This is a genomic window from Pseudomonas sp. ITEM 17296, from assembly GCF_028895205.1.
GTDB classification, from domain to species: Bacteria; Pseudomonadota; Gammaproteobacteria; order Pseudomonadales; family Pseudomonadaceae; genus Aquipseudomonas; species Aquipseudomonas kermanshahensis.
In genome coordinates this window covers 30531-56222 of sequence record NZ_WJRS01000034.1, presented here as the reverse complement: position 1 = coordinate 56222, position 25692 = coordinate 30531, and the positions used below count along the sequence as shown (strand labels likewise).

Below are 25692 nucleotides of genomic sequence, written 5' to 3'. Positions count from 1 at the left end.
CGATGTGCAGGGGTACTACTACAGTGCCGAGCAGTCGAAGGCGGATCATCTGGTGTTTTTGCGGGATCAGCCGGACGTCTAGAGACACATTTGATGCAAGGAGCAGAACCCCTAGCTGCTCCTTTTGTCACAATCTCGGACATTTCTGTCAATACGCTCACTCTGTTCCATTACCACAAAACCTACGCACACTCACCCCAACCTCTAATAACTACGTACCGCTGTAGCTATTCGCTGAAGCTCTGCAGCACCGATATTCCAGCCTCTCTTATTTAGCAGCTTCTTATGCAGTGCTTCTTCAGCATGACCCGCGTATCGGGCCTTCGCCTTTTTATATCTATAGTGTTTTTCTTGCTCTTGATAGTAGTCCAGCTCTCCCTGAGCCTTGTCACGCTTATCTTCTGTTTTCGTTAACCTTCTGTGGTTTTCCGTAGTCGACTCTTTGTCGAAACGCTCCAATCGCTTGGCATACTTTTTATTTTCATCCTCCAGCCTCCGCTTTACCATTTTCAGATGACTACGTATACTCGCCAGCTTCTTCCTGTAAAGCAAAAATGCGACCCAACCTCTCATGCGCCCGCTAGGGTCACTATAATTAACAGGGTCGCCTGTACAGTAACCATAGGCATTCAGCCCGCCTGCGCCAAAAGGGCTTATTCGGTCAGGCGAAAGAAATCGCATTAACCGTGAATCGTATTTCCGATAGCCCTGGCCTAACCAATAGCGATCGGTGCTCTGCTCCAACTGCTCGCCATTGAACCCCAGGGCCAGGTGCGTTCTGGGCAGCGGGGCGTACCCATATACTGAATAGGCACAATTTTCCCCGTCGCTTCTCTGCATGTGTTGAATTACAGACCCTGCCCTATCAACCGCCAGCAAACCTACAAAGCTATCGCTGGAGCGACACTCTGCTAACGGCTGTTTCGCGACGCGGACAATTGTACAATCCTGTGTAGCCTTTTTTACGCTAGCCAACTTATTTCCTTGATAGAAATACCGTGCCGTGCGTTTATCACACTCCATCGTTAACTCCTTCTTTTACAGTGCACACCCCCGAATTGCCTGCCAGTGTTTATAAGTTTTACCCGTGAAACTACTAACAGATCTGATAGCTTGTAAGAGCCTTTAGCAAACGACCTCAAGCATTTGGCGCTTTAGCGAGCAAGTATCGCGATGGCGTAAAAGACAGGATTACTCTGTACGGAGAAATAACTTACAGCGCTCAGCGAAACCTGACTGTACTAACAGTATTATTTTGATACGGGGGTACATATCTGAAATTGGGGCAGAGGCAGCCAGTTGCCCGACATGACATCTGCGGCTTCAAGACCGAGCGCCGCCCCGCGGCGCTTCGCAGCACAAGGCTGCTCCTACAGTTGTTTCGGGCCAATTAACCTTGTGGGAGGCGGTCGCGCGCCGCCTTCACAGGTGTGACTGGCCCGAAACAAACGTAGCGAGCGTTGCTCGCGATGCGCCGCGCGGGCGGCGCTCGATCTCGAAACCCCAGAAAATCCCCCGCCAGGCACCAACCCCCACACAATCCATCACGGCAAATAGCCACCAACCGCCCCCCACACAGGCCCGAATCAATCCGCCACCACGCCACAATCCCGACGCCAAAAAACCACCAGCCCACCCTTTATCGCCAAACGCCATAAGACCGTTCGTACCTTTTTTGACGTTTTCTGAAAAATATTTTTCGATACTGGCATTAAAACATCCCCCCTCAATCTCGCCCTTTATATACCGGGACGAAACGCCCCAGTGCTATCAGATTGAAACTATTTATCACTGAAGAATTATTTAGAAATCTTTCATCCGGGCAAAACCCAGCCAGGAACTTCTGTCATACCGGATCGCTCATAGTGCCGTAACGATTTTCCTGCCCCTGGGCTGTGAGAGATGACTTACAGATGACAACGGCAGGTATCCACTGCCTGCCACAGCAACTTCGACAGGTATAACGGGCACCCCCCAAGAGCCCTGTCCACGCAGGAGAGACGCGCCCTTACAAATCGTCCTAGTGGTTGATTTCAAAGGATTTATCCACTTGAAAAAACAAGCACAGCAGCGCGCCACGTAGCGCATTGCAATAAAGACGGCTGCACGCCAAGGCACGTTTTTTAATAATGGCTTTTTACTGCCAAGTTTGAGCGCACAACTTTTCGCGCTCCGGAATAATTTTGCCTGCGCTCGGCGAAGTGTGCATTCGCCATGGACCCGTGCGCCCAAAAACTGTTGTTAATCAACCTGGCCCGGCTCTTTCCGAAGGAGCCGGCGTGATAAACACACATGAGGTGATAGCGATGCGTATCAGCATCTTTGGTTTGGGTTATGTAGGGGCGGTCTGTGCAGGCTGCCTGACGGCGCGAGGCCATGAAGTGATTGGTGTGGACGTGTCCAGCACCAAGATCGACCTGATCAACCAGGGCAAGTCGCCCATCGTCGAACCTGGCCTGGAAGCACTGCTGCAACAGGGCATCGCCAATGGCCGCCTGCGCGGCACCACCGACTTCGCCGAGGCCATCCGCGCCAGCGATGTGTCGATGATCTGCGTCGGTACGCCCAGCAAGAAGAACGGCGACCTGGGCCTTGAGTACATCGAGTCGGTGTGCCGCGAAATCGGCTACGTGCTGCGTGACACCACCCGTCGTCACACCATCGTGGTCCGCAGCACCGTGCTGCCGGGCACCGTGAAGAACGTGGTGATCCCGATCCTCGAAGACTGCTCGGGCAAAAAGGCCGGGGTCGACTTCGGTGTTGCGGTCAACCCTGAGTTCCTGCGCGAAAGCACCGCGATCAAGGACTACGACCAGCCACCGATGACGGTCATCGGTGAACTGGACAGTGCCAGCGGCGACGTGCTGCAAAGCCTGTACGAAGAACTCGACGCACCGATCATCCGCAAGCCGATCGAAGTGGCCGAGATGATCAAGTACACCTGCAACGTGTGGCACGCCACCAAGGTCACCTTCGCCAACGAAATCGGCAACATCGCCAAGGCAGTCGGTGTCGATGGTCGCGACGTAATGGACGTGGTCTGCCAGGACAAGGTACTGAACCTGTCGCAGTACTACATGCGCCCAGGCTTCGCCTTCGGCGGCTCGTGCCTGCCGAAGGACGTGCGCGCCCTCACCTACCGCGCCGCCAGCCTCGACGTGCGAGCGCCACTGCTCGATTCGCTGATGGCCAGCAACGAGTCGCAGGTGCAGAACGCCTTCGAGCTGATCGAAGCCCACGACAAGCGCAAGGTCGCCCTGCTCGGCCTGAGCTTCAAGGCCGGCACCGACGACCTGCGTGAAAGCCCGCTGGTGGAACTGGCCGAGCGCCTGATCGGCAAGGGCTACCAGCTGGGCATCTACGACGAGAACGTCCAGTACGCCCGTGTTCACGGCGCCAACAAGGACTACATCGAATCGAAGATCCCGCACGTTTCCTCGCTGCTCAACGCCGACTTCCAGCAGGTCATCGACAACGCCGACATCATCGTCCTGGGCAACCGTGACGAGCAGTTCCGCGCCCTTGCCCAGCAAGCGCCGGAAGGCAAACAGGTGATCGACCTGGTGGGCTTCATGAGCAAAGCCACCTGCGGCACCAGCCGTACCGAAGGCATCTGCTGGTAACTCCCTTGGCCGGGCAGCGCAGGTGCTCCCCAGGGAACACGCGCTGCCCTTCCTTCCCTGATTTCGCGACGGATGCTGAACATGCAAAGGCTCCAGACAGTGCTGTTGCAGTGCGCCGGGTGGCTGCTCTACATGAGCCTGCTCATGTTGATCGCCCTGGCCCTGCCGGCCGATATCTTCGACTCGCAGTCGAAGCACTTCATCTTCCTGGTCGGCGCAGTCGGCATCTGGCGCTACTCGATGGGCGCCACCCATTTCATCCGCGGCATGATCTTCCTGTACGCCGTCTACCCGTACCTGCGCCGCAAGGTGCAGAAGCTGGGCAAGGCTGCGGACCCGTCCCACGTGTACCTGATGGTCACCAGCTTTCGTATCGATGCGCTGACCACCGCGCAGGTGTACAGCTCGGTGATCCGCGAAGCCATCAACTGCGGCTTCCCCACCACCGTGGTCTGCTCGCTGGTGGAGATGTCGGACGAACTGCTGGTGAAAAGCCTGTGGGCCAAATACAACCCGCCGGCACACGTCAAGCTGGACATCGTGCGCATCGCCGGCACTGGCAAGCGTGACGGCCTGGCCTATGGTTTTCGCGCCATCTCGCGGATGCTGCCAGACGAAAACGCCGTGGTGGCCGTGATCGACGGCGACACCGTGCTGGCCGATGGCGTGGTCTGCAAGACCGTGCCGTGGTTCAAGCTCTACCCCAATGTCGGTGGCCTGACCACCAACGAATTCTGCGAAGTGCGCGGCGGCTACATCATGAGCGAGTGGCACAAGCTGCGCTTCGCCCAGCGCCACATCAACATGTGTTCGATGGCCCTGTCCAAGCGCGTGCTGACCATGACCGGGCGCATGTCGATGTTCCGCGCCAGTGTGGTGACCAACCCCGAGTTCATCGCCGACGTCGAAAGCGACTCGCTGATGCACTGGCGCCTGGGCCGCTTCAAGTTCCTCACCGGTGACGACAAGTCCAGCTGGTTCAGCCTGATGCGCCTGGGCTACGACACCTTCTACGTGCCGGATGCCGCCATCAACACCGTCGAGCACCCGCCTGAAAAAAGCTTCCTCAAGGCCAGCCGCAAACTGATGTACCGCTGGTACGGCAACAACCTGCGGCAGAACTCCCGCGCGCTGGGCCTGGGCCTGCGGCGCCTGGGGCTGTTCACCAGCATCGTCCTGTTCGACCAGCGCGTGTCGATGTGGACCAGCCTGCTGGGCCTGACCGTGGCGGTGATCGCCAGCCTCAAGTTTGGCCTGGGTTTCCTGCTGGTGTACCTGCTGTGGATCGGCATCACTCGCCTGATCCTGACCGTGATGCTGCTGTGCTCCGGGCACAAGGTCGGGCCGGCCTATCCGCTGATCCTTTATTACAACCAGATCGTCGGCGCGATGATGAAGATCTACGTGTTCTTCCGCCTCGACAAGCAGTCCTGGACCCGCCAGCCCACTGCCCTCAAACGTGACCTCGCCAGCTTTCAACAATGGTTCAACACCTGGTCCTCGCGGACCATGACCTTCTCGGCGGCCAGCATCTTCGTTGCTGTGCTGTTCATGGTCGTGTGAGCCCAACCGGATCGGATCTAACAGGAACAAACCACCATGAATACCGCCGTGAACGTCAACGTCGTGCATGAGTCCGAAGCCCAGCGCCAACACGCCCGGGTGCGCATTCCAGCCAAGCTGCGCTTCCTGGATAACCAGCGCCAAACCCACGAAGTGAAGGTCGATGACCTGTCCGCCGGTGGCCTGAGCTTCCACACCAAACAGCAACTGTCGGTGGGCGATGTGCTGCGCGGGCGGCTGCAGTTCGTGGTCGACAACCTGGGCCTGTCGATCGACATCGAGTTCCAGGTGCGCTCCTTCAACCCCAGCAATGGCCGTACCGGCGCGCAGTTCCAGAACCTGGAGCCGCGCGACATCGCCACCCTGCGGCACATCATCACCAGCCACCTGTCGGGTGAGCTGATCAGCATCGGTGATGTGCTCAGCACGCTGCAGCGCGACAACTTCACCAAGGCGCGCAAGCAGAAGGATGGCGGTGCCGGCCTGACCGCCTTCGGCCGCCTCAAGGCGGTCAGCGTGACCCTCGGCGTGTTCGTAATCGGCGTGGCCGCCTTCGGTTTCGTTGCCAAGTCGCTGTACGGCATGTACTTCGTCAGCCACGCCGAAGCTGGCGTGGTCGCAGTGCCCACCACCAGCGTCACCATGCCCCGCGACGGCACCGTGAACAGCCTGGTCGAAAGCGGCGGCCAAGTGGTCAAGGGCGCGCCCCTGGCGAGTTTCAGCACCAGCATGCTGGACATGCTCAAAGGCCACCTGGACGACTCGCAACTGGAGCCGGCCAAGGTTGAGGAACTGTTCGGCAAGCAGCTTTCCGGCACCCTCACCAGCCCCTGCGATTGCGTGGTCGCCCGCCAGCTGGTGGATGACGGCCAGTACGCCGCCAAGGGCCAACCGATCTTCCAGCTGATCCCACGCACCACCAACCCGATGGTCGAAGCGCGCTTCAGCTACCGCCAGTTCGACGAGGTCACGCCCGGCACCCGGGTCAACTTTCAGGTGGCCGGCGAAGACGAAGTGCGCACCGGCCAGATCGTCAGCAGCGCCAGCCTCAACAGCGAAGACCTGGCCTCTGACATCCGTGTGCAGATCAAGCCTGACAGCGGCCTGCCAGCAGAACTTGCCGGGCGCCCTGCTTCGGTCAGCAGCGACCGCGGGCCGTCGTTCAACTGGCTGATCGACAAAGCCGTGGCCCGTGGGCTGTAAGAGGACAAGCCGATGACTGAGCCCGATCGCGTCATGCCTATTGCATTAATGTTGCCTGTTTTGCGAGCGCTGCGCGCTCGTTCGCGGCACAAGGCCGCTCCTACAGGGCCCGAGTCGCTCCCCCATCTGTCGCCTGGCGCAAAACCTGTAGGAGCGGCCTTGTGCCGCGAACGGGCGCGCAGCGCTCGCCCATTCACATGGGGCACGCTTGCCTTGGCCATCACGCTCGCCGGCTGTGCCGGCCTGCCTGACCAGCGCCTGGCCAACGAAGCCCTCAAGCGCGGCGACACCGCTTTGGCCGAGCGCAACTACAAGGCCCTGGCCGACCTCGGCTACAGCGATGCGCAAGTCGGCCTGGCCGACATCAAGGTCGCCACCCGCGACCCCGCGCAGATCAAGCAAGCCGAAGCCACCTACCGCGCCGCCGCCTCCACGTCGCCACGGGCCCAGGCTCGGCTCGGGCGCCTGCTGGTGGCCAAGCCCGACAGCACCCAGGCTGAACGTGAAGAGGCCGAAACGCTGCTCAAACGCGCCGCCCAGCAAGGCGAAAGCAATACCTTGATCCCGCTGGCGATGCTCTACCTGCAATACCCGCAGAGCTTCCCCAACGTCAACGCGCAGCAAGCGATCGACCAGTGGCGCGCCGCCGGCAACCCGGAAGCGGGCCTGGCCCAGGTGCTGCTGTATCGCACCCAGGGCACCTACGATCAGCACCTGGGCGAGGTCGAGAGCATCTGCAAGGCCGCGCTCAATACCACCGACATCTGCTACGTCGAACTGGCCACCGTGTACCAGAAGCGCGGCCAGCCCGACCAGCAAGCCGCCCTGCTCGGCCAGCTCAAGGCAGCCTATGCCCGCGGCGCCGTACCGGCCACCCGGGTCGACAGCGTCGCCCGTGTGCTGGCTGACCGCAGCCTCGGCCAGACCGACGATAAAACCGCCAAGGACCTGCTCGAACAGGTGGCGCCGGCCAACCCGGCGTCGTGGGTCAGCCTTGCGCAACTGGTCTACGACTTCCCCGAGCTGGGCGACACCGACCAGCTACTGGCCTACATCGACAAAGGCCGCGCCGCCGAACAGCCACGCGCCGAACTGCTGCTGGGCCGCCTCTACTACGAAGGCAAGACGCTGCCCGCCGATGCGGCAAAAGCCGAACAGCACCTGCAGGCCGCCGCCGACGCTGGCGAGGTCAGCGCCCATTACTACCTGGGCCAGCTGTACCGCCGCGGTTACCTGGGCAATGTCGAGCCACAGAAGGCCGTCGACCACCTGCTCGCTGCCGCCCGTGGCGGCCAGAACAGCGCCGACTATGCCTTGGCCCAGCTGTTCAGCGAAGGCCATGGCATCCGCCCGCAACCTGGCAACGCCTGGGTGTTCGCGCAACTGTCGCAGGCCAACCCGACGCCACAGTCGGCCGAACTGCTGCAGCAACTCGATCAGCAACTCACGCCAGACCAGCGCAGCCAGGCGCAAACCCTGCTGACGCAGGAAAAACAGGCGCGCGGCAGCATGGCCCAAGGCGCCAACAGCACCCTGGCCCTCGAGGCCCTGCAAGACGACGAACAAGAAGTAGACGGTGAGGACTCGCTATGACGCTCAATCCCTTCGTGAAAGCCGGCATCGGCCTGAGCTTCGCCCTGCTGTGGTCCTGCCCGACCCTGGCCGACATGACCGCGCAGAAAAACGTCGGCCTGGACGTGAAAATCACCGGCCAGTCGGAAGACGATCGCGACCTCGGCACCCGGCCCGGCGGTGACGTCAACGGCCTCGGTCTCGACCTGCGCCCCTGGGTGTACGGCGAGCGCGGCAACTGGAGCGCCTACGCCATGGGCCAGGCCGTCGCGGCCACCGACACCATCGAAACCGACACCCTGCGCCAGAACGACGACGGCACCACCACCGACACCGGTGACGACAGCCGCAAGCCGGACAAAAGCTACCTGGCGATGCGCGAGTTCTGGGTCGGCTACAGCGGCCTCACCCAGTACCCTGGCGAGCAACTACGCTTAGGCCGCCAGCGCCTGCGCAGCGACGACGGCATGTGGCGCGACACCAACATCGAAGCCCTCAACTGGACCTTCGACACCACCCTGCTCAAGGCCGACCTGGGCGTGGCCCAGCGCTTCAGCGAGTACCGCACCGACCTCACCGAACTGGCCCCGGAAGACAAAGACCGCACGCACCTCTACGGTAACGTCGCCACGCAATGGACCCCCGGCCACTGGGTCGGCCTGCGTGCCCACCACACCCATGACAGCGGCAGCCTGAAAAGCCCCGGCGAGACGATCGACGCGCTTGACAAGACCCGCACCGGCGACCTCACCTGGCTGGGCCTGGAAGCCAACAGTGACGCCTACAACTGGCGCAACGACCACACCGTCAACTACTGGGGCAGCCTGACCTGGCTGACCGGTGACCGCGACAAGCTCAGCAGCCAGCAGGTGGGCGACGATCAAGTGGCCACCGGCAAGCAGAGCGGCGACGTCAACGCCTGGGCCACCGACCTCGGCATCCGCCTGCGCCTTGACCCCAACTGGCAAGTCGGTGCGGCCTACGCCCGTGGCAGCGGCGGCGGTGGCGATGACGGCTCGAACAACTTCGAGCAGACCGGCCTTGAGAGCAACCGCTCCAACTTCACCGGTACCCGCTCGCGCGTGCACCGCTTCGGCGAAGCCTTCCGTGGCGAGTTGGGCAACCTGCAGGCGGCCACCCTGTTTGCCTCGTGGCAACTGCGCGACGACTACGACGCCAGCCTGATCTACCACAAGTTCTGGCGCGTCGATGGCGAGCAGAACATTGGCTCCAGCGGCATCAACGCTGCGGTCAACGACAACGGCGTGAACCGCCCGCTGATCAATGGCGAAAAAGACCTCGGCCAGGAGATGGACGTGGTCGTCACCAAGTACTTCAAGCAGGGCCTGTTGCCCGCTTCGATGAGCCAGGCAATCGACGAACCGTCCGCGCTGGTGCGCCTGCGCGCCGGTGTGTTCAAGCCAGGTGACGCCTATGGCAAGGAAGCGGACTCGTACATGCACCGTGCCTTTGTCGACGTGATCTGGCGCTTCTGAGGCCGGTAGAGGATTTCTTGTCATGCCCCTTCACCCGCACCTACGTCACAGCCTCCTGGCCAGCGCCTTGCTGCTGGCCTCAGGCCTTGCCGTCGCCGCAGAACCCACGGTGATCGCCAAGGAACTGCAGCAGGCCAAGACCTACACCGTGTCCAGCGCGCCCACCGAGCCGCTGCACATGGACCCACCGAAACTGCCCGACCTCAGCGGCTTCACTGCCGAGGCGGTGCAGAACAAGATCGACCGCCGCCACAAAGGCAAAGTCAGCGTGCGCCGCATGCTGCAGGAAGAGTCGCTGAAGGAGTTCATCGGTGGCGACAACAAGGCCGCCGAATGGGTGCAGCGCCAGCACGGCATCCCCCAGGCGATCTTCGTCGATGACGGCCATGTCGACTTGGTCGAGCTGAGCAAAAAGGTACCCAAGCAGTACCTCAGCGAAGTCGAGCCGGGGGTGTACCTGGCGCGCCTGCCAATCGTGGTCGGGCAGAAGGGCATCCTCGAAATCAACGGCAAGGTCAAGCAACTGCGCCTGTCCCAGGAGGGCGGCGCGTTTCTGGTCAACGACGGCAAGCTGTTCGTCAGCGACACCCAGGTCACCGGCTGGCGCGAAAAGGACAACGGCCCGGCGACCTTCCGCTCGCCCAAGGAATTCCGCCCGTTCCTGCTGTCGTGGGGCGGCACCGAGACCTACATCGTCAACACCAAGATGGCCAGCTTCGGCTACGCCAAGTCCAAGTCGTACGGTGTGAGCATCTCGCAGTACACGCCGAACATGGCCAAGCGCATGGGCCGCCCGGAGCCGACCGGCTGGATCATCGGCTCGGAGTTCAGCGACATGTGGTACGGCTTCTACTGCTACGAGACGCAGGACTTCGTGGTCAAGGACAACACCTACCGCGACAACATCGTCTACGGCATTGACCCGCACGACCGTTCGCACCGCCTGATCATCGCCGGCAACACGGTGTACGGCACCAAGAAAAAGCACGGGATCATCGTCTCGCGTGAGGTCAACGACAGCTGGATCATCAACAACAAGAGCTACGACAACAAGCTCTCGGGCGTGGTGATCGACCGTAACAGCGTCAACAACCTGATCGCCTACAACGAGATCTACCGCAACCACACCGACGGCATCACCTTGTATGAAAGCGGCGACAACCTGATCTGGGGCAACAAGCTGATCAACAACCGCCGCCACGGCATCCGCGTGCGCAATAGCGTGAACATCCGCCTGTACGAAAACGTCGCCATGGCCAATGGCCTGGTGGGTGTCTACGGGCACATCAAAGACTTGTCCGACACCGACCGCGACATCGCCCTCGACCCGTTCGACACCAAAGTCTCGCTGATCGTGGTGGGCGGTGAGCTGGCGGCCAACGGCTCCGGGCCGCTGTCGATCGACTCGCCGCTGTCGGTCGAGTTGTACAAGGTGTCGATGCTCGCACCGCGCAAGGCCAACGGCATCAGCCTCAACGGCATCCTCGGCGAGCGCCAGGACGAAATCCTCGACCTGCTGGTGCGCCAGCAAAAGGCTGTGCTGATCGACCCGGTCGAACGCCAGACCGAAATGATCGACTAAGGAAGCCCAGACCATGACTCCACACCTGATGAAACTGCTGGGCCTGTCCGCCGCCCTTCTGGCGATCAGCCAGGGCGTGCGCGCCGACGAGGTGAAAGCCCCGACGTTCAGCGCCGAACCCTGCTGCCAACTGTGCCCCGAGGCGCACGACGCCAGCCGCTACACCACCCGCTACCAGCAGAACTTCACCACGCTGGTACAGGCCCAGGGCGACTGGCTGTTCCGTACCCGCGAGGACCTGCGCACCGAGTTCAACACCACCCCCGCCGGCTACAAACGCCTGCAGCAGGTGCACGACGCGTTCAAGAAACGCGGCGTGGAACTGGTCGTGGTCTACCAGCCGACCCGTGGCCTGGTGAACCGCAACATGCTCAAGCCGGAAGAAAAAGCCGCCTTCGACTACCAGAAGGCCCTGGGCAACTACCAGGCCATGCTCCAGCGCTTCAGCAAGATGGGCTACAACGTGCCCGACCTGTCGCCGCTGACCAACGAGCAACTGGCCGCCGCCGACCAGGGCAAAGACTTCTACTTCCGCGGTGACCAGCACTGGACGCCGTATGGCGCCGAGCGCGCCGCCAAGATCGTGGCCGACACCGTGCACCACATGCCGGCCTTCGAAGGCATCCCACGCAAGGAATTCGAAACCAAGAAGTCCGGGCGCATGGGCAAGACCGGCACCCTGCACAACGTCGCCGGCCAGCTCTGCGGCACCAGTTACGCCGTGCAGTACATGGACCAGTTCGCCACCGAGCCAAAAGGCGCGAGCGGCGGCGACGACCTGTTCGGCGATGGCGGCAACGCGCAGATCACCTTGGTCGGTACCAGCCACAGCGGCAAGAACTACAACTTCTCGGGCTTCCTCGAACAGTACATCGGCGCCGACGTGCTCAACGTCGCCTTCCCTGGCGGTGGCCTGGAAGGCTCGATGATCCAGTACCTGGGCAGCGAAGAGTTCCAGAAAAACCCGCCGAAGATTCTGATCTGGGAGTTCTCCCCGCTGTATCGCCTGGACCAGGAAACCATCTGGCGGCAGATCCTCGGCCTGCTCGACGATGGCTGTGACGCACGCCCGGCGCTGATGAGCGCCAGCACCACGCTCAAGCCCGGCAAGAACGAGCTGATGGTCAACGGCAAGGGCGGTGTGATCAAAGACCTGATCAACCGCAACCTGCAGATGGACGTCAAGTTCGAAGACCCTTCGGTGAAGGTGCTGCAGGCCACCCTCTGGTACCTCAACGGCCGCCACGAGGACATCAAGCTGGAGAAACCGGAAACCTCCGACACCGACGGCCGCTTCGTCTTCCAGATGCGCGAAGACGAAGACTGGGCCAGCCAGAACCTGTTGGCCTTCGAGGTCCAGGGGCCGGAGAACGGCACCCAGAAGGTCGAGGCCAAACTCTGCAAACGCAACAACTTCGCCGTGCCTGCGCAAACCGCGCAAGCCGGCCAGTGAGGCGACCATGACCCCATTCAAGCGACTCATCAGCCCCGCCCTGCTCAGCCTGGCCCTGTTCGGCGGCGCCGCGCACGCCGCGCTGGTACCGCCCCTGGGTTACTACGAGGGGATCGAAAAGCTCAAGACCAGCGATGGCAAGTTCCGCTGCGAACCTGCCCCCAAGCCGTACACCGGCGCGCTGCAGTTTCGCAGCAAGTACGAAGGCTCCGACAAGGCCCGGGCGACCCTCAATGTGGCCTCGGAAAAAGCCTTCCGCGACTCCACGGCCGACATCACCACGCTGGAGAAAGGCGTCAGCAAGATGGTCGGCCAGTACATGCGTGACGGCCGCCCGGCGCAGCTCGACTGCACGCTTGCCTGGCTCGAAACCTGGGCGCGGGCCGACGCCCTGCTGTCCACCGACTACAACCACACCGGCAAGTCGATGCGCAAATGGGCATTGGGCAGCATGAGCGGATCGTGGCTACGCCTGAAGTTCTCCAACGCGCAGCCCCTGGCCGCGCACCAGGCCGAGGCCGAGCAGATCGAGCGTTGGTTTGCCCGCCTGGCCGAGCAGACCGTGCGCGACTGGAGCGACCTGCCGCTGGAGAAGATCAATAACCACAGCTACTGGGCGGCCTGGTCGGTGATGGCCACCGCCGTGGCCACCGACCGTCGCGACCTGTTCGACTGGGCCGTGAAGGAATACAAGGTCGGCGCCAACCAGATCGACGACCAAGGCTTCCTGCCCAACGAAATCAAACGCAAGCAGCGCGCCCTGGCTTACCACAACTATGCCCTGCCACCGCTGGCGATGATCGCCAGCTTCGCCAAGGTCAATGGCGTGGACCTGCGCAGCGAGAACAACTTCGCCCTGCAGCGCCTGGGTGAAGGCGTATTGGCCGGCGCCCGTGACCCGCGCCATTTCGCTGAACGCGCCGGTGCAAAACAGGACATGAAAGACCTCAAGGTCGACAGCAAGTACGCCTGGCTCGAGCCCTGGTGCGCGCTGTACCAGTGCGTCGGCGACACCCTTGATCGCAAGCACGGTATGCAGCCGTTCGACAGCTTCAGGCTCGGCGGCAACCTGACCCGGGTCTATGACCCGAGCGCACAGAGCAAGAAATAACAGCCCACTGTGGGCTGATCTCTGTGGGAGCGGGCTTGTCCCGCGAATGGCCCGAAAGGGAAAAAGCGTCGCCTGTGCTGACGCCTTCGCGGGGCAAGCCCGCTCCCACAGGAAATGAATTGCTCTTCAGTCATGGACTGGGGGGTTCGGGGGGCGTTTTGCCCTGGATGCTGTGAACAAATTAGGAGAACCGGGATGGTCTTCTCGTCCAACGTGTTCCTGTTCCTGTTCTTGCCGATCTTTCTCGGCCTGTACTACCTGAGCGGGCAACGCTATCGCAACCTGCTGCTGCTGATCGCCAGCTACATCTTCTATGCCTGGTGGCGGGTGGACTTCCTCGCCCTGTTTGCCGGCGTGACCCTGTGGAACTACTGGATCGGCCTGAAAGTCGGCGCCGCCGGCGTGCGTACCAAACCGGCCCAGCGCTGGCTGCTGCTGGGCGTGGGCGTCGACCTGGCCATCCTCGGCTACTTCAAATACGCCAACTTCGGCGTCGACAGCCTCAATGCGATCATCACCTCGTTCGGCCTGGAGCCGTTCATCCTCACCCACGTGCTGTTGCCGATCGGTATCTCGTTCTACATCTTCGAGTCGATCAGTTACATCATCGACGTGTACCGCGGCGACACCCCGGCCACCCGCAACCTGATCGACTTCGCGGCGTTCGTGGCGATCTTCCCGCACCTGATCGCCGGCCCCGTGCTGCGCTTCAAAGACCTGGTCGACCAGTTCAACAACCGCACCCACACCCTGGACAAGTTCTCCGAAGGCTGCACCCGCTTCATGCAGGGCTTCATCAAGAAAGTGTTCATCGCCGACACCTTGGCGGTGGTGGCCGACCACTGTTTCGCCCTGCAGAACCCGACCACCGGCGACGCCTGGCTGGGCGCCCTGGCCTACACCGCGCAGCTGTACTTCGACTTCAGCGGCTACAGCGACATGGCCATCGGCCTGGGCCTGATGATGGGCTTCCGCTTCATGGAGAACTTCAAGCAGCCCTACATCAGCCAGTCGATCACCGAGTTCTGGCGCCGCTGGCACATCAGCCTGTCGACCTGGCTGCGTGACTACCTGTACATCACCCTGGGCGGCAACCGCAAAGGCACCTTCAACACCTACCGCAACCTGTTCCTCACCATGCTGCTGGGCGGGCTGTGGCACGGCGCCAACTTCACCTACATCCTCTGGGGCGCCTGGCACGGCATGTGGCTGGCGATCGAGCGGGCGCTGGGTATCGACACCAACCCGCAGCGTTTCAACCCGGTCAAGTGGGCCTTCACCTTCCTGCTGGTCGTGGTCGGCTGGGTGATCTTCCGCGCCGAGAACCTGCACGTGGCCGGGCGCATGTACGCCGCCATGTTCAGCTTTGGTGAATGGCAGCTGTCGGAGCTCAACCGCGCCCAGCTGACCGGCTTGCAGGTGGCCACCCTGGTGATCGCCTACCTCACCCTGGCGTTCTTCGGCCTGCGCGACTTCTACCGCAATGCCAAGCCGACTCCCAAGGCAACCCCGGTGCAGGTCAACGCCGACGGCTCGATCGGCCTGGACTGGACTCGGGTGATGACCCGCGCCCTGGTCCTGCTGCTGTTCGTGGCCTCGATCCTCAAGCTTTCGGCGCAGAGCTATTCGCCGTTCCTTTACTTCCAGTTCTGAGGTTGATGACCATGACCCGGACATTACGCATTACCTATTCGCTGTCGTTCCTCGGCCTGCTGGTCGGCATGGGCGCCTGGTCCACCGGCGGCCTGGAAAGCTTCCAGCGCACCGCGCAGATGACCCTGCTCAACGGCAAGCTGGCCAAGGCTGCCGAGACCCACTACGACGAACAGTTCCCGATCAAGCGCCTGGGCACCAACCTCTGGGCGGCGCTGGACTTCAAGCTGTTCAACGAAGGCCGCCCGGGCGTGGTGCTGGGCCGCGACCAGTGGCTGTTCAGCGATGAAGAGTTCAAACCCACCGCCGGTGCCGAGCAACTGATGCAGGAAAACCTGGCGCTGATCCGTGGCGTGCGCGACACCCTGCAACAACACGGCAGCCAGCTGGTGCTGGCAATCGTGCCGGCCAAGGCGCGGGTCTATTCCGAGTACGTCGGCAAGGAGCTGCCCGCCAGCCTGCACGACGACCTGTACAACCGCTTCCATGCCCAAGCCCGCCAGGCCAACGTGTTCGCCCCAGACCTGATGGCGCCCATGGAACAGGCCAAGGCCCGCGGCCAGGTGTTCCTGCGCACCGACACACACTGGACGCCGATGGGCGCCGAAGTCGCCGCACAAGCCCTGGCCGAAGCGGTCAGCCGCCAGAGCCTGCTCAATGGCGACCCGCAAACCTTCATCACCGAAGCCGGCAACACGGCGCCCTACAAAGGCGACCTGACCAACTTCCTGCCACTGGACCCGCTGTTCAGCAACCTGCTGCCGAGCCCTGACAACCTGCAGCAACGCACCACGCGCCCAGCCCAAGCCGCTGGCGATGCGGGCGACGCGCTGTTCGCCGACAGCCAGATCCCGGTCGCACTGGTCGGCACCAGCTACAGCGCCAACCCGCACTGGAACTTCCTCGGCGCCTTGCAGCAAGCCTTGCGCAGCGACGTCGCCAACTACGCCGAAGACGGCCACGGCCCGCTGCTGCCGATGCTCAAGTACCTGCAAAGCGATGCCTTCAAAAATGCCGCCCCACAAGTCGTGGTGTGGGAATTCCCCGAACGTTATCTGCCCATGAAAAACGACCTCAGCAGCTTCGATCCGCAGTGGATCGCCCAGCTGAAGAACTCCCGTAAATCCGAAGAAAACCTGGCCCTGTCGTCCACCCGGACGAACCACTGATCGAAAGAGAGGAAATGCACATGACTACCAAGACTTCCATTGCCAAAGCCCTCACCCTCGCAGCAGGCCTGTCCCTTGCCTCGATGCAGGCCTTCGCCGGTGCCGACGCCGCGTTGTACGGCCCCACCGCACCGAAAGGTTCGACCTTCGTGCGCCTGTACAACGCCGCCAGCGCGCCTGCCGCCGCCTCGGTCGGCAACACCCAGATCAAGCAGGTCGGCGCCCAGGCCAGCAGCGATTTCAGCTTCCTCCCAGGCGGTGACTACACCGCCCAGGTGGGCGGCAAGAGCGTGCCGGTCAAGCTGGCCTCGGACAAGTACTACACCCTGGTCAACAGCGGCAGCGGCAACCCGCAACTGATCGAAGAGCCGCCGTTCAAGAACAAGCAGAAAGCCCTGGTACGCGTACAGAACCTCAGCGACCAGTCGCTGACCCTGAAGACCGCCGATGGCAAGACCGAAGTGGTCACGCCAGTCGCCGCCAAAGGCCGTGGCGAGCGTGAGATCAACCCGGTCAAGGTCAACCTCGCCTTGTATGCCGGCGACAAGAAAGTCAGCGACGTCAAACCCGTCGCCCTGGAGCGCGGCGAAGCCGCCGTGCTGTACGTCACCGGTTCCGGCAGCAGCCTGTCGCCGGTCTGGGTTACCCGCCCAGTGTCCACTAACTGATCCCCTGCCTCATTAACGACCTTATTGGAGAAACATCATGATCCCGGTAATTCTTTCTGGTGGTAGCGGTTCGCGTCTGTGGCCTCTGTCGCGCAAGCAGTTCCCCAAGCAGTTCCTGGCCCTGACCGGTGAGCACACGCTGTTCCAACAAACTATCCAACGCCTGGTGTTCGAAGGCATGGACGCGCCGATCGTGGTCTGCAACAAGGACCACACGTTCATCGTTCAGGAACAGCTCTCGGCACTGAAGCTGAAAACCCAAGGCATCCTGATGGAACCGTTCGGCCGCAACACCGCCCCAGCCGTGGCGATGACCGCGATGAAGCTGGTCAGCGAAGGCCGCGACGACCTGATGCTGGTGCTGCCCGCCGACCACGTGATCGACGATCAGAAAGCCCTGCAGCGCGCCCTGGCCTTGGCTACCGTGGCCGCCGAGCGTGGCGAGATGGTGCTGTTCGGCGTGCCGGCGACCAAACCCGAGACCGGCTATGGCTACATCCGCTCCAGCCAGGACGCACTGCTGCCTGAAGGTGTGGCGCGGGTGGCGCAGTTCGTTGAAAAGCCCGACGAGAAACGCGCCGCCGAGTTCGTCAAGGCCGGGGGCTACTTCTGGAACAGCGGCATGTTCCTGTTCCGCGCCAGCCGCTTCCTCGAAGAGCTGAAAAAGCACGACGCCGACATCTACGACACCTGCGTGCTGGCCCTGGAGCGCAGCCAGGCAGACGGCGATGTGCTGAACATCGACGAAGCCACCTTCGCCTGCTGCCCGGACAATTCCATCGACTACGCAGTGATGGAAAAGACCCAGCGCGCCTGCGTGGTGCCGATGTCGGCCGGCTGGAGCGACGTGGGCTGCTGGTCATCGCTGTGGGATGTGCACGAGAAGGACGACAACGGCAACGTCACCAAGGGTGATGTGGTAGTGCAGGACAGCCGCAACTGCATGATCCACGGCAACGGCAAGCTGGTGTCGGTGATCGGCCTTGAAAACATCGTCGTGGTCGAGACCAAGGACGCCATGATGATTGCCCACAAGGACAAGGTCCAAGGCGTCAAGCAGATGGTCAAGACCCTCGACGAGCAAGGCCGCAGCGAGACCCAGAACCACCTGGAAGTGTACCGCCCATGGGGCTCGTACGATTCGGTGGACATGGGCGGCCGCTTCCAGGTCAAGCACATCACCGTCAAGCCAGGCGCCAGCCTGTCGCTGCAGATGCACCACCACCGCGCCGAGCACTGGATCGTGGTGTCCGGCACCGCCGAGGTGACCTGCGACGAGAACGTGTTCCTGCTCACCGAGAACCAGTCGACCTACATCCCGATCGCTTCGGTGCACCGCCTGCGCAACCCGGGCAAGATCCCGCTGGAGATCATCGAAGTGCAGTCCGGCAGCTACCTGGGCGAGGATGACATCGAGCGTTTCGAAGATGTGTATGGGCGCACCTCGACGCCGGTCGAGCGTGGGGTTTCGGTGAAGACCATCGCGCAATAAGTACAGTGCTCAGAAAAACCGCTCCCCTTTTAAAAGGGAGCGGTTTTTTTGCGCATGGTGAAATTACACCTTAAGTTCGATGCGCCCATTGGCCGTTCAGCTTCTTCAGCTAGCAGATCAATTACTGTGTTCATCGTGAGTACCTTGTCGTTTTCGATTCATTGAGTGAACGCGTCGACGACAGACTAATTTGCTACTCGCCATGCCGGTACTCGCAGGACTACGAGGTAGTTGGCCTTCAAGGCCGTCCTTCAAGCGAGGTCGGTTTACCGCTACGATGGTCTGAATTGCGTACCTGAGGTCACCGACTCATGCTTATCGGCGCCGTTCTCATCCTCACCTGGCTGGTACTGCTGCTGCGTTACCCAGCGAAGGCGTTGCCGATATCCCTGGCCGCCGTGTGCGGCATCGGCCTGGTCGCCCTGTTCGTGGCCTGGCAAGACAACCGCGAAGCCACACAACTGGCGCGCCTGGACTTGCGCCTGAGCTATGCCCCGGACCAATGCCCCGCCGACCGTGCGCTGCAGGTTCACATGAAGAACGGCAACAAGGCCCCGCTGACCGAACTGCGTTGGCGGGTGGGGGCGTATGCGCCGGGCGATACCGTCAACCTGGCCGAGAACACCTACAGCGCGCCGCGTTACCGGGGGCCGGGTGAGCTGCAGCCGGGTGCCGAGTGGAAGGATTGCCTGCCTTTGCCGCCACTGCGCTCTGGCTATCGGCCGCAGACGCTGGAGTTTCGGGCTGAGCATCTGCAGGGTACATTTGCCAATTGATCTGTCGCCTGGTCGGGCCCTTTCGCGGGCAAGCCCGCTCCCACAGGTTACCGCACAGATTTTGAGCGCTGTGCAGTACCTGTGGGAGCGGTCTTGCCCGCGAAGAGGCCACTACAGGCAACACAAACTTACCCGACTCAAGGCCATCTCCCATGCCCACCGTCCTGATCACCGGTTGTTCCAGCGGCATCGGCCGCGCCCTGGCCGACGCCTTCCGCGATGCTGGCCATGAAGTCTGGGCCACCGCCCGCAAACCTGAAGATGTCGCGCATTTAGCCGCCGCCGGTTTCACCGCCCGGCAACTGGACGTCAATGATGGCCAAGCCCTGATCCAACTGGCCGATGAGCTGGAAGCAAGCCACGGCCGCCTCGACATGCTGATCAACAACGCTGGCTACGGTGCCATGGGCCCATTGCTCGACGGGGGTGTGGACGCCATGCGCCAGCAATTCGAAACCAACGTTTTCGCCGTGGTCGGCGTGACCCGCGCGTTGTTCCCGCTGCTGCGCCGCGCGCGTGGGCTGGTGGTGAATATCGGCAGCGTTTCTGGGGTGCTGGTCACGCCGTTCGCTGGGGCCTACTGCGCCTCGAAGGCTGCCGTCAACGCCCTGAGCGATGCACTACGCCTGGAGCTGGCGCCGTTTGGCATTCGGCTGATGGAAGTGCAGCCGGGGGCGATCGCTTCGCAGTTCGCCAGCAATGCCCAGCGCCAGGCCGATCAGGTGTTGGCTGCGGATTCGCCGTGGTGGCCACTGCGCGAATATGTGCAGGCACGGGCGCGGGCATCGCAGGACCGGCCGACGCCTGCGGCGGTGTTTGCCCAAGGGGTGTTGGCGGCTACGCGCAAAACGGCGGTGCCTGCGGTGGTCAGGCTGGGTAATGGCAGCACGGCGTTGCCGCTGATTGCCAGGCTGTTGCCGCGGCGGTTGCTGGACTGGGTGTTGCGCAAGCGGTTTGGGTTGCTGCGGCCGCTTTGATTGATGCTTGGCAGTACTGGCCTCTTCGCGGGTAAACCCGCTCCTACAGGTACTGCACAGTGCTCAAAATCTGTACGGTACCTGTGGGAGCGGGTTTACCCGCGAAGAGGCCGGTACAGCCACAACACCTATCAAACTTTGTTCGCAGGCTGTGTATCAAACGCCTGCCAACCCCCACCCAGCGCCTTGTACAGCCCCACCAGCGCCTGGGAAACCGCCGCCGAGCTGTCGATCCACTGCTCTTCGCTAGCCAGCAACGCCCCTTGCACGGTCAGCACATTGAGAAAGTCCACCGCCCCTTCCACATACTGGCGCTGGGCAGTCTCCAAGGCGATGCGGTTCTGCCGCACCGCCTCGGCCAAATGGTCGCGACGCAATTGGCTGGCGTTATACAGGCGCAGCACATCGTCGATTTCATGCCAGGCACCGAGCACCACCTTGCGGTAGTTGAGCGCGGCTTCCTGCTGCTGCGCCTCACGCAGTTCCAGCGTGCCTTTGAGCCGCCCACCTTCAAAAATCGGCAGTGACAGTTGCGGGCCAAAAGCGAAGCGGCGCGAGTCCCAGCCGCCGAAGTCAGACAGCTGCATGGCCTGGAAGCCCAGGCTGCCCGACAGCCGAATGCTCGGGTAGAAGTCGGCCTTGGCCACGCCGATACTGGCGGTGGCCGCATGCAGGCGCGCCTCGGCCTGGCGAATGTCCGGCCGGCGCTCGGCCAACTCCGACGGCAGGCCAATGGCGAACTGCTGCTGGGGCGCGGGCAGTTCACCCCCTTCGAGCAACTGTGCCTGAAGGCTGCGGGGCGGCTCGGCCGCGAGCAGGCTGAGGGCGTTGATCAAGTCGTCGCGCTTGGCCTCAAGGCTGGGCAGGCGGGCTTCGATGGAGGCGACCTGGGCACTGGCCTGGGCCACGTCGAGGCGGGTGGCGACCCCTTCGGCCTGGCGATTCTCGGACAACTTCAGGCTGTGCTGCGCCACCTTCAGGTTGTCACGGGTGACGTCCAGGGTGTGCTGCACCGCACGCAGCTGAATGTAGTTGCCGGCGGTTTCCGACAACAGCGCCAGCAACACGCCACGGCGGTCATTCTCGGCCACTTCGACCGTCGCATCGGCAGCCTCCACTTGCCGGCGTACTCGGCCCCAGAGGTCCAGCTCCCACCCCGCGACCAGGTCACCCTGCCACAGGTTGAATGCCGATTTGCCCGCGTGGCCCGAGGGGTCACTCAGCCCTTCGGCGCTGTTGCGAGCACGGCTGTAGCCCGCGTTCACATCGACCGACGGCGCTTGATCCGCTGCTACCGTACTGCGCAAGGCACGGCTTTGCAGCAGCCGCGCACTGGCCATCTGCAAGTCCAGGTTGCGTTCGGCGACCCGCTGGATCAGCGCGCTGAGCCGGGCATCGTGGAAGCTCTCCCACCAGCGCAGTTCCAGGGGTTCGGCCTGCGGCTGACTGGCCGCAGCCTCGCCTTGCAAGCCTGCCCACTGTTGTGGGGCCTGGCTGTCCGGGCGTTTGAAATCTGGCCCGAGGGTACAGCCGGCCATCAGCAACGCCAGCAACACCGGGCTCAAGCGAAAGGCCGGTTTCATCGTGCGCTCACCTCTTTGCCTTCGAGTTTGTCGCCGCGGGTATCGATGGTGGCTTCCACCGACATGCCCACACGCAGCCGCGCAAGCAGCGGCTGGCCATCATCGAACACGATCTTCACGGGGATGCGCTGCACCACCTTGGTGAAGTTGCCGGTGGCATTGTCCGGCTTGACCGCCGCGAACGTCACACCGGTGGCCGGTGCGATGCTCTCGACATGGCCATGCAGTTGCTCGCCCGAGAAGGTATCGACACTGATGCTGACCGGTTGGCCGGGCTGCACATGGGTCAGCTGGGTTTCCTGGAAGTTGCCGACCACATAGGCCAGCTGCAACGGCACCACCGACAACAGCCGAGCCCCCGGATTGACATAGGCGCCGACACGCAAGGCGCGCTCGCCGACCATGCCGTCCACCGGTGCGATGATGCGCGTGTAGGACAGGTCGAGCTGGGCTTTCTCCAGCCCCGCTTCGGCCCGTTTGAGCTGGCCATCGGCGCTGGCCACCTGGGCGCTGAGGATGTCCACTTGCTTGCGTGCAGCCACCAACGCCGCCTGAGTATTGGCCAGGCGCGCACGGGCCTGATCGACTCCGCTGCGCGCCTGCTGGGCGTTCTGCACGGTGCCGGCACCTTGCTCGGCCAGGCGGCTGTAGCGGTTGACTTCATGATCGGCAAACGCCGCTTCGGCCTGGGCGGCTTTCACGGCGGCTTCGGCCTGGGCGATCAAGGCGGCCTGGCGCTCCAGCGTGGCGCGGGCATCGGCGCTCTGCGCCTTGGCCACCAGCAATTGCGCCTGGGCTGCGTCGAGCGCGGCCTGGTAGTCGCGGGCATCGAGGGTCGCGAGCAACTGGCCTGCCGTGACTTGCTGGTTGTCCTCGACCAGCACCTCTTTGATAAAGCCTGCGACTTTGGGCGCGACCACGGTGTAATCGGCGATCACATAGGCGTCGTTGGTGCGCTGGCGGTGATCGCTGCCCAGCATCCAAGGCCCGACGATGCCGGCCAGCACGGCAACGGCGAGCACCGAGCCGATGAAAAGTGTTTTACGGTTGTTGGTCATTTCTAAGTCTCGAATTCAGTCACGGGCTCAAGCCACCGCACGCGGCGGGAAGATCCGGGTAGGCACAAAGGGAATCAGGCAGATCAACGCGACGGCAATGCACGCCATCACCAGGTACTGGTCGGCCGAGGTCAGTACCTGGGCCTGTTCATGAATGCGCCGGGCAAGGCCGGCGGCGCTGTCATCGATCAGCGGCGCATTGCCCAGGCTGTCGACCAAGTGGTTGGAATGGAAATGCCGGCGCACGGTGCCCAAGACATCCAGCAAGCCGCCGGCAATCACCGCCGACAGCCCCTTGACCGTGTTGAACCAGGCCGAGGCGAACGGGCCCTCCTGCGGGGTCATGCCGTTGGTGGAGAGCATCAGCAGCGGCAGCACGGCCATCGGCTGGCCAAACACCTGCAACAGATAAAACGGGTAGAAGTCGCCGCGTATCCACTCGGAGGTCAACAGGCTGCTGCCCACGCACGACAGCGCCAGCATGGCGAGCCCCATTGCCAGTACCCAGCGGCAGTCCACCGCGCGGATGTTGCACAGCGCTGCGGTCAGCGGCAGGGCGATGAGTTGCGGCATGGCCACCAGCATCATCAGCGGGCTGGTCTGCGCCGGCCGGTAGCCCTGGATCTGCGCCAGGTACGCCGACGGAATGCTGCTCACCCCGGAGAGCACGATCAGCACACCGGCCAAGGTCACCAGGGCGAAGCTCAGGTTGCGCCGTGAGAGCATGCGCAACTGGAAGAACGGCAGCGGTTCGGACCACTCGTTGTACAGGAACAGCACCAGCAACAGCAGGCCGCCGCCCAGCAGCCAGCAGATCAGCGGCGAGTCGAACCAGCCCCAGCGGTCACCCAGCGACAGGCCGAGAACGATGCAACTGATGGCCGGCAGGCCCAGCAGCACGCCACGCCAGTCGAACTGTTTGAAGCGCTCCAGGCGCAACGGGTCCTGGGGCAGGCCCCAGCCGACACAGAACATCGCCAGCAGCGACGGCAGGATGATCTGCCAGAAGGCCCACTGCCAGCCGACGTACTCGGTCCACAGGCCCGCCAGCGGTGTGCCGAGGTTCGGCCCGAAGGTGGCGGTCAGGGCATAGCAGGCCAGGCCATAGACCTTGATGCCCGGAGGCAGAAAACGTAGCGCGACGCTCATCAGCATCGGCGGCAAGGCGCCCGAGGCAAAGCCTTGCAGCACCCGCAGCAGCATCAGGCTGTGCAGGTTGGGGGCGAACGGTTGCAGCAGGCCCAGCACGGCGAACACGCCAATGGCAGACAACGTGAAGCGGCGCAGGGAAAAGGTCGTGGCAAGCCAGGGTGCAAAGGCCATCGCCGACACCGAAGCCGCGCTGTACGCAGCCAGCAGCCAGGCGCCTTCGTCGGCACCGATGCCCATGGCGCCGCGGATATCGGCCAACGAGATCTTGGTCACCGCCTCGTTGAGGCCGGCACAGAGTACGGCCAGCAACACCCCAAACAACCCCACCACCACCTGCAGGCCGAATGCCGTCTGCACGGGGGCGGCCGGCGCGGGGGCGGCAGCCAGCGCAGCAGAAGGCGCGGTCAGGGAACTCATGGGAATACATCTCCAGCAACAATTTCAGGGCTGGAGCAAGTCTAAGAAGGTCGAATGCTTACGAAAACTGACTTGTTGGCAGGTTTATATTGCGCCAAACGCAATCGACCTCTGTTACGGGTCGAAGCTGCCACATGCCTTCAACGTCTGGCGCAGCCAGCGGTGTGCCGGGTCATTGTCGAACCGCGGGTGCCAGGCCTGCTTGACGTTGACCTTCTCCAACGGCACCGGGATCTCGAACGAGCGCAGGGGCAGTTTCAAGCGCTGCACACTGTTGAGGATGTTGGCCGGGATCGGCAGGATCAGGTCCGAATCCGGCAGCGAAAACATCGCCGAGTGGAAGCTCGTGGTGATCAGCGCCACCCGCCGTTCGACCTTGTGGTTGGCCAATGCGACATCGATCGGCCCATTGGCCCGGCCACGGCGCGACACGCTGATCTGCGGGTAGGCGGCGAACCGCTCAGGGGTAATCTCGGCATCGAAGATTGGGTGGCCCTCGCGCGCCAAGCCTACGAAGTAGGTGTTGAACAGGCTCTGCACCTTGATTTCCGGGCCCAGCTCGACGGCCGAGCTGATGATCAGGTCGATATGCCCGTTGCGCAGCACCGCATCATCGTCGCCACTGCCCTCGGGCACGAAACGCAGCACCGTACGCGGTGCCTGGGCCAGCATCATGCGCAACAGCTGGGCGCCGTACAGGGCGATGAACAAATCGTTGGTGCGGATATTGAAAGCCCGGTCCAGGTTGACCAGGTCGACATCGTCACGGCTGCGGAACACCTGCCCGGCCTGCTCCACCAGCCCATGCACCTGCTCGCGCAGCGCCAGCGCACGGGGTGTCGGCACCAAGCCACGGCCGGCGCGCACCAGGATCGGGTCGCCCAAGGCATCGCGAATGCGCCCCAGGGTCCGGCTCATGGCGGCCGGGCTCAGGTTCATGCGCTGCGCGGCGCCCACCACACTGCCTTCGTCAAGCAAGGCGTCGAGGGCGACGAGCAGGTTCATGTCCGGGAGTTGCATGGCCGTTTTCCGTGGCGATTGTGGGAACGGCGATGGTAGCAGGTTGGTGGATTGCGTCAGACGCAATAAGGTCGTGCGTGGTGGGGCATTTATTCCGGGCTTTGGATGGGCCATAAGTGATGCA

General features: G+C 62.8%; 19 protein-coding genes. 14 read left to right on the top strand and 5 right to left on the bottom strand.

Annotation, left to right across the window (positions count from 1 at the left end; genetic code table 11):
• Positions 1–204: 204 nt before the first annotated feature.
• Positions 205–1023, bottom strand: coding sequence for an RHS repeat-associated core domain-containing protein (locus tag GIB19_RS25360; protein ID WP_274888473.1), 819 nt, complete (start codon positions 1021–1023; stop codon positions 205–207).
• Positions 1024–2306: 1283 nt separating this feature from the next.
• Between GIB19_RS25360 and GIB19_RS25355 the strand changes: the two genes are divergently transcribed.
• From GIB19_RS25355 to GIB19_RS25290, 14 genes are all read left to right on the top strand, one after another.
• Entirely contained in the window at positions 2307–3623 is a 1317-nt protein-coding gene (locus tag GIB19_RS25355; RefSeq protein WP_027595311.1) for a nucleotide sugar dehydrogenase, read from the top strand.
• A gap of 81 nt (positions 3624–3704) precedes the next feature.
• On the top strand, positions 3705–5186 hold the full coding sequence (locus GIB19_RS25350) for a glycosyltransferase family 2 protein (protein ID WP_172960386.1): 1482 nt from the start codon (positions 3705–3707) through the stop codon (positions 5184–5186).
• Positions 5187–5222: 36 nt separating this feature from the next.
• Positions 5223–6389 (top strand): alginate biosynthesis protein Alg44, encoded by a 1167-nt coding sequence (locus GIB19_RS25345; protein WP_027595309.1) that lies wholly within the window; start codon positions 5223–5225, stop codon positions 6387–6389.
• A gap of 33 nt (positions 6390–6422) precedes the next feature.
• Positions 6423–7982, top strand: a complete 1560-nt coding sequence (gene algK / locus GIB19_RS25340; protein ID WP_274888477.1) for an alginate biosynthesis TPR repeat lipoprotein AlgK — start codon at positions 6423–6425, stop codon at positions 7980–7982.
• On the top strand, positions 7979–9457 hold the full coding sequence (locus tag GIB19_RS25335; protein ID WP_027595307.1) for an alginate export family protein: 1479 nt from the start codon (positions 7979–7981) through the stop codon (positions 9455–9457). The genes algK and GIB19_RS25335 overlap by 4 nt, the downstream gene beginning before the upstream one ends.
• Before the next feature lie 22 nt (positions 9458–9479).
• A complete protein-coding gene (gene algG / locus GIB19_RS25330; protein WP_027595306.1) occupies positions 9480–11039 on the top strand; it encodes a mannuronan 5-epimerase AlgG in 1560 nt (519 codons plus the stop codon).
• Positions 11040–11052: 13 nt separating this feature from the next.
• Positions 11053–12492: an alginate O-acetyltransferase gene (locus tag GIB19_RS25325; RefSeq protein WP_274888469.1), complete on the top strand. Its 1440-nt coding sequence runs from the start codon at positions 11053–11055 to the stop codon at positions 12490–12492.
• A 7-nt stretch (positions 12493–12499) separates the two neighbouring features.
• Positions 12500–13603 (top strand): mannuronate-specific alginate lyase, encoded by a 1104-nt coding sequence (locus tag GIB19_RS25320; RefSeq protein WP_274888467.1) that lies wholly within the window; start codon positions 12500–12502, stop codon positions 13601–13603.
• A gap of 195 nt (positions 13604–13798) precedes the next feature.
• On the top strand, positions 13799–15256 hold the full coding sequence (locus tag GIB19_RS25315) for an MBOAT family O-acyltransferase (protein ID WP_085273969.1): 1458 nt from the start codon (positions 13799–13801) through the stop codon (positions 15254–15256).
• An 11-nt stretch (positions 15257–15267) separates the two neighbouring features.
• Entirely contained in the window at positions 15268–16425 is a 1158-nt protein-coding gene (locus GIB19_RS25310) for an alginate O-acetyltransferase (RefSeq protein ID WP_027595302.1), read from the top strand.
• Between the two features lie 20 nt (positions 16426–16445).
• Positions 16446–17093, top strand: coding sequence for an alginate O-acetyltransferase AlgF (locus GIB19_RS25305; RefSeq protein WP_027595301.1), 648 nt, complete (start codon positions 16446–16448; stop codon positions 17091–17093).
• 37 nt (positions 17094–17130) lie between these two features.
• Positions 17131–18585 (top strand): mannose-1-phosphate guanylyltransferase/mannose-6-phosphate isomerase, encoded by a 1455-nt coding sequence (locus GIB19_RS25300; RefSeq protein ID WP_274888465.1) that lies wholly within the window; start codon positions 17131–17133, stop codon positions 18583–18585.
• 311 nt (positions 18586–18896) lie between these two features.
• The gene (locus GIB19_RS25295) at positions 18897–19361 is read left to right on the top strand and encodes a multidrug transporter (RefSeq protein WP_099430393.1); all 465 of its coding nucleotides are present in this window, start codon (positions 18897–18899) and stop codon (positions 19359–19361) included.
• Positions 19362–19513: 152 nt separating this feature from the next.
• Positions 19514–20338 carry an SDR family oxidoreductase gene (locus GIB19_RS25290; protein WP_099430394.1) on the top strand — a complete coding sequence of 275 codons (825 nt, stop codon included), beginning with the start codon at positions 19514–19516 and terminating at the stop codon, positions 20336–20338.
• A 131-nt stretch (positions 20339–20469) separates the two neighbouring features.
• Here the strand turns inward: GIB19_RS25290 and GIB19_RS25285 are convergent, their stop codons facing one another.
• From GIB19_RS25285 to GIB19_RS25270, 4 genes are all read right to left on the bottom strand, one after another.
• Positions 20470–21921: an efflux transporter outer membrane subunit gene (locus GIB19_RS25285; protein ID WP_274888464.1), complete on the bottom strand. Its 1452-nt coding sequence runs from the start codon at positions 21919–21921 to the stop codon at positions 20470–20472.
• Complete coding sequence (locus tag GIB19_RS25280; RefSeq protein ID WP_274888463.1) at positions 21918–22979, bottom strand: HlyD family secretion protein; 1062 nt, start codon at positions 22977–22979, stop codon at positions 21918–21920. The genes GIB19_RS25285 and GIB19_RS25280 overlap by 4 nt, the downstream gene beginning before the upstream one ends.
• A 27-nt stretch (positions 22980–23006) precedes the next feature.
• Positions 23007–24548 (bottom strand): MFS transporter, encoded by a 1542-nt coding sequence (locus tag GIB19_RS25275; protein ID WP_238209595.1) that lies wholly within the window; start codon positions 24546–24548, stop codon positions 23007–23009.
• Positions 24549–24662: 114 nt separating this feature from the next.
• A complete protein-coding gene (locus GIB19_RS25270; RefSeq protein ID WP_099430398.1) occupies positions 24663–25568 on the bottom strand; it encodes a LysR family transcriptional regulator in 906 nt (301 codons plus the stop codon).
• Between the last annotated feature and the right edge of the window lie 124 nt (positions 25569–25692).

What these genes read in the sequence shown, in the direction of transcription:
- GIB19_RS25360 (WP_274888473.1), bottom strand. Translation starts at nt 1,023, where the DNA reads ATGGAGTGTGATAAACGCACGGCACGGTATTTCTATCAAGGAAATAAG.
- GIB19_RS25355 (WP_027595311.1), top strand. Translation starts at nt 2,307, where the DNA reads ATGCGTATCAGCATCTTTGGTTTGGGTTATGTAGGGGCGGTCTGTGCA.
- GIB19_RS25350 (WP_172960386.1), top strand. Translation starts at nt 3,705, where the DNA reads ATGCAAAGGCTCCAGACAGTGCTGTTGCAGTGCGCCGGGTGGCTGCTC.
- GIB19_RS25345 (WP_027595309.1), top strand. Translation starts at nt 5,223, where the DNA reads ATGAATACCGCCGTGAACGTCAACGTCGTGCATGAGTCCGAAGCCCAG.
- algK (WP_274888477.1), top strand. Translation starts at nt 6,423, where the DNA reads ATGCCTATTGCATTAATGTTGCCTGTTTTGCGAGCGCTGCGCGCTCGT.
- GIB19_RS25335 (WP_027595307.1), top strand. Translation starts at nt 7,979, where the DNA reads ATGACGCTCAATCCCTTCGTGAAAGCCGGCATCGGCCTGAGCTTCGCC.
- algG (WP_027595306.1), top strand. Translation starts at nt 9,480, where the DNA reads ATGCCCCTTCACCCGCACCTACGTCACAGCCTCCTGGCCAGCGCCTTG.
- GIB19_RS25325 (WP_274888469.1), top strand. Translation starts at nt 11,053, where the DNA reads ATGACTCCACACCTGATGAAACTGCTGGGCCTGTCCGCCGCCCTTCTG.
- GIB19_RS25320 (WP_274888467.1), top strand. Translation starts at nt 12,500, where the DNA reads ATGACCCCATTCAAGCGACTCATCAGCCCCGCCCTGCTCAGCCTGGCC.
- GIB19_RS25315 (WP_085273969.1), top strand. Translation starts at nt 13,799, where the DNA reads ATGGTCTTCTCGTCCAACGTGTTCCTGTTCCTGTTCTTGCCGATCTTT.
- GIB19_RS25310 (WP_027595302.1), top strand. Translation starts at nt 15,268, where the DNA reads ATGACCCGGACATTACGCATTACCTATTCGCTGTCGTTCCTCGGCCTG.
- GIB19_RS25305 (WP_027595301.1), top strand. Translation starts at nt 16,446, where the DNA reads ATGACTACCAAGACTTCCATTGCCAAAGCCCTCACCCTCGCAGCAGGC.
- GIB19_RS25300 (WP_274888465.1), top strand. Translation starts at nt 17,131, where the DNA reads ATGATCCCGGTAATTCTTTCTGGTGGTAGCGGTTCGCGTCTGTGGCCT.
- GIB19_RS25295 (WP_099430393.1), top strand. Translation starts at nt 18,897, where the DNA reads ATGCTTATCGGCGCCGTTCTCATCCTCACCTGGCTGGTACTGCTGCTG.
- GIB19_RS25290 (WP_099430394.1), top strand. Translation starts at nt 19,514, where the DNA reads ATGCCCACCGTCCTGATCACCGGTTGTTCCAGCGGCATCGGCCGCGCC.
- GIB19_RS25285 (WP_274888464.1), bottom strand. Translation starts at nt 21,921, where the DNA reads ATGAAACCGGCCTTTCGCTTGAGCCCGGTGTTGCTGGCGTTGCTGATG.
- GIB19_RS25280 (WP_274888463.1), bottom strand. Translation starts at nt 22,979, where the DNA reads ATGACCAACAACCGTAAAACACTTTTCATCGGCTCGGTGCTCGCCGTT.
- GIB19_RS25275 (WP_238209595.1), bottom strand. Translation starts at nt 24,548, where the DNA reads ATGAGTTCCCTGACCGCGCCTTCTGCTGCGCTGGCTGCCGCCCCCGCG.
- GIB19_RS25270 (WP_099430398.1), bottom strand. Translation starts at nt 25,568, where the DNA reads ATGCAACTCCCGGACATGAACCTGCTCGTCGCCCTCGACGCCTTGCTT.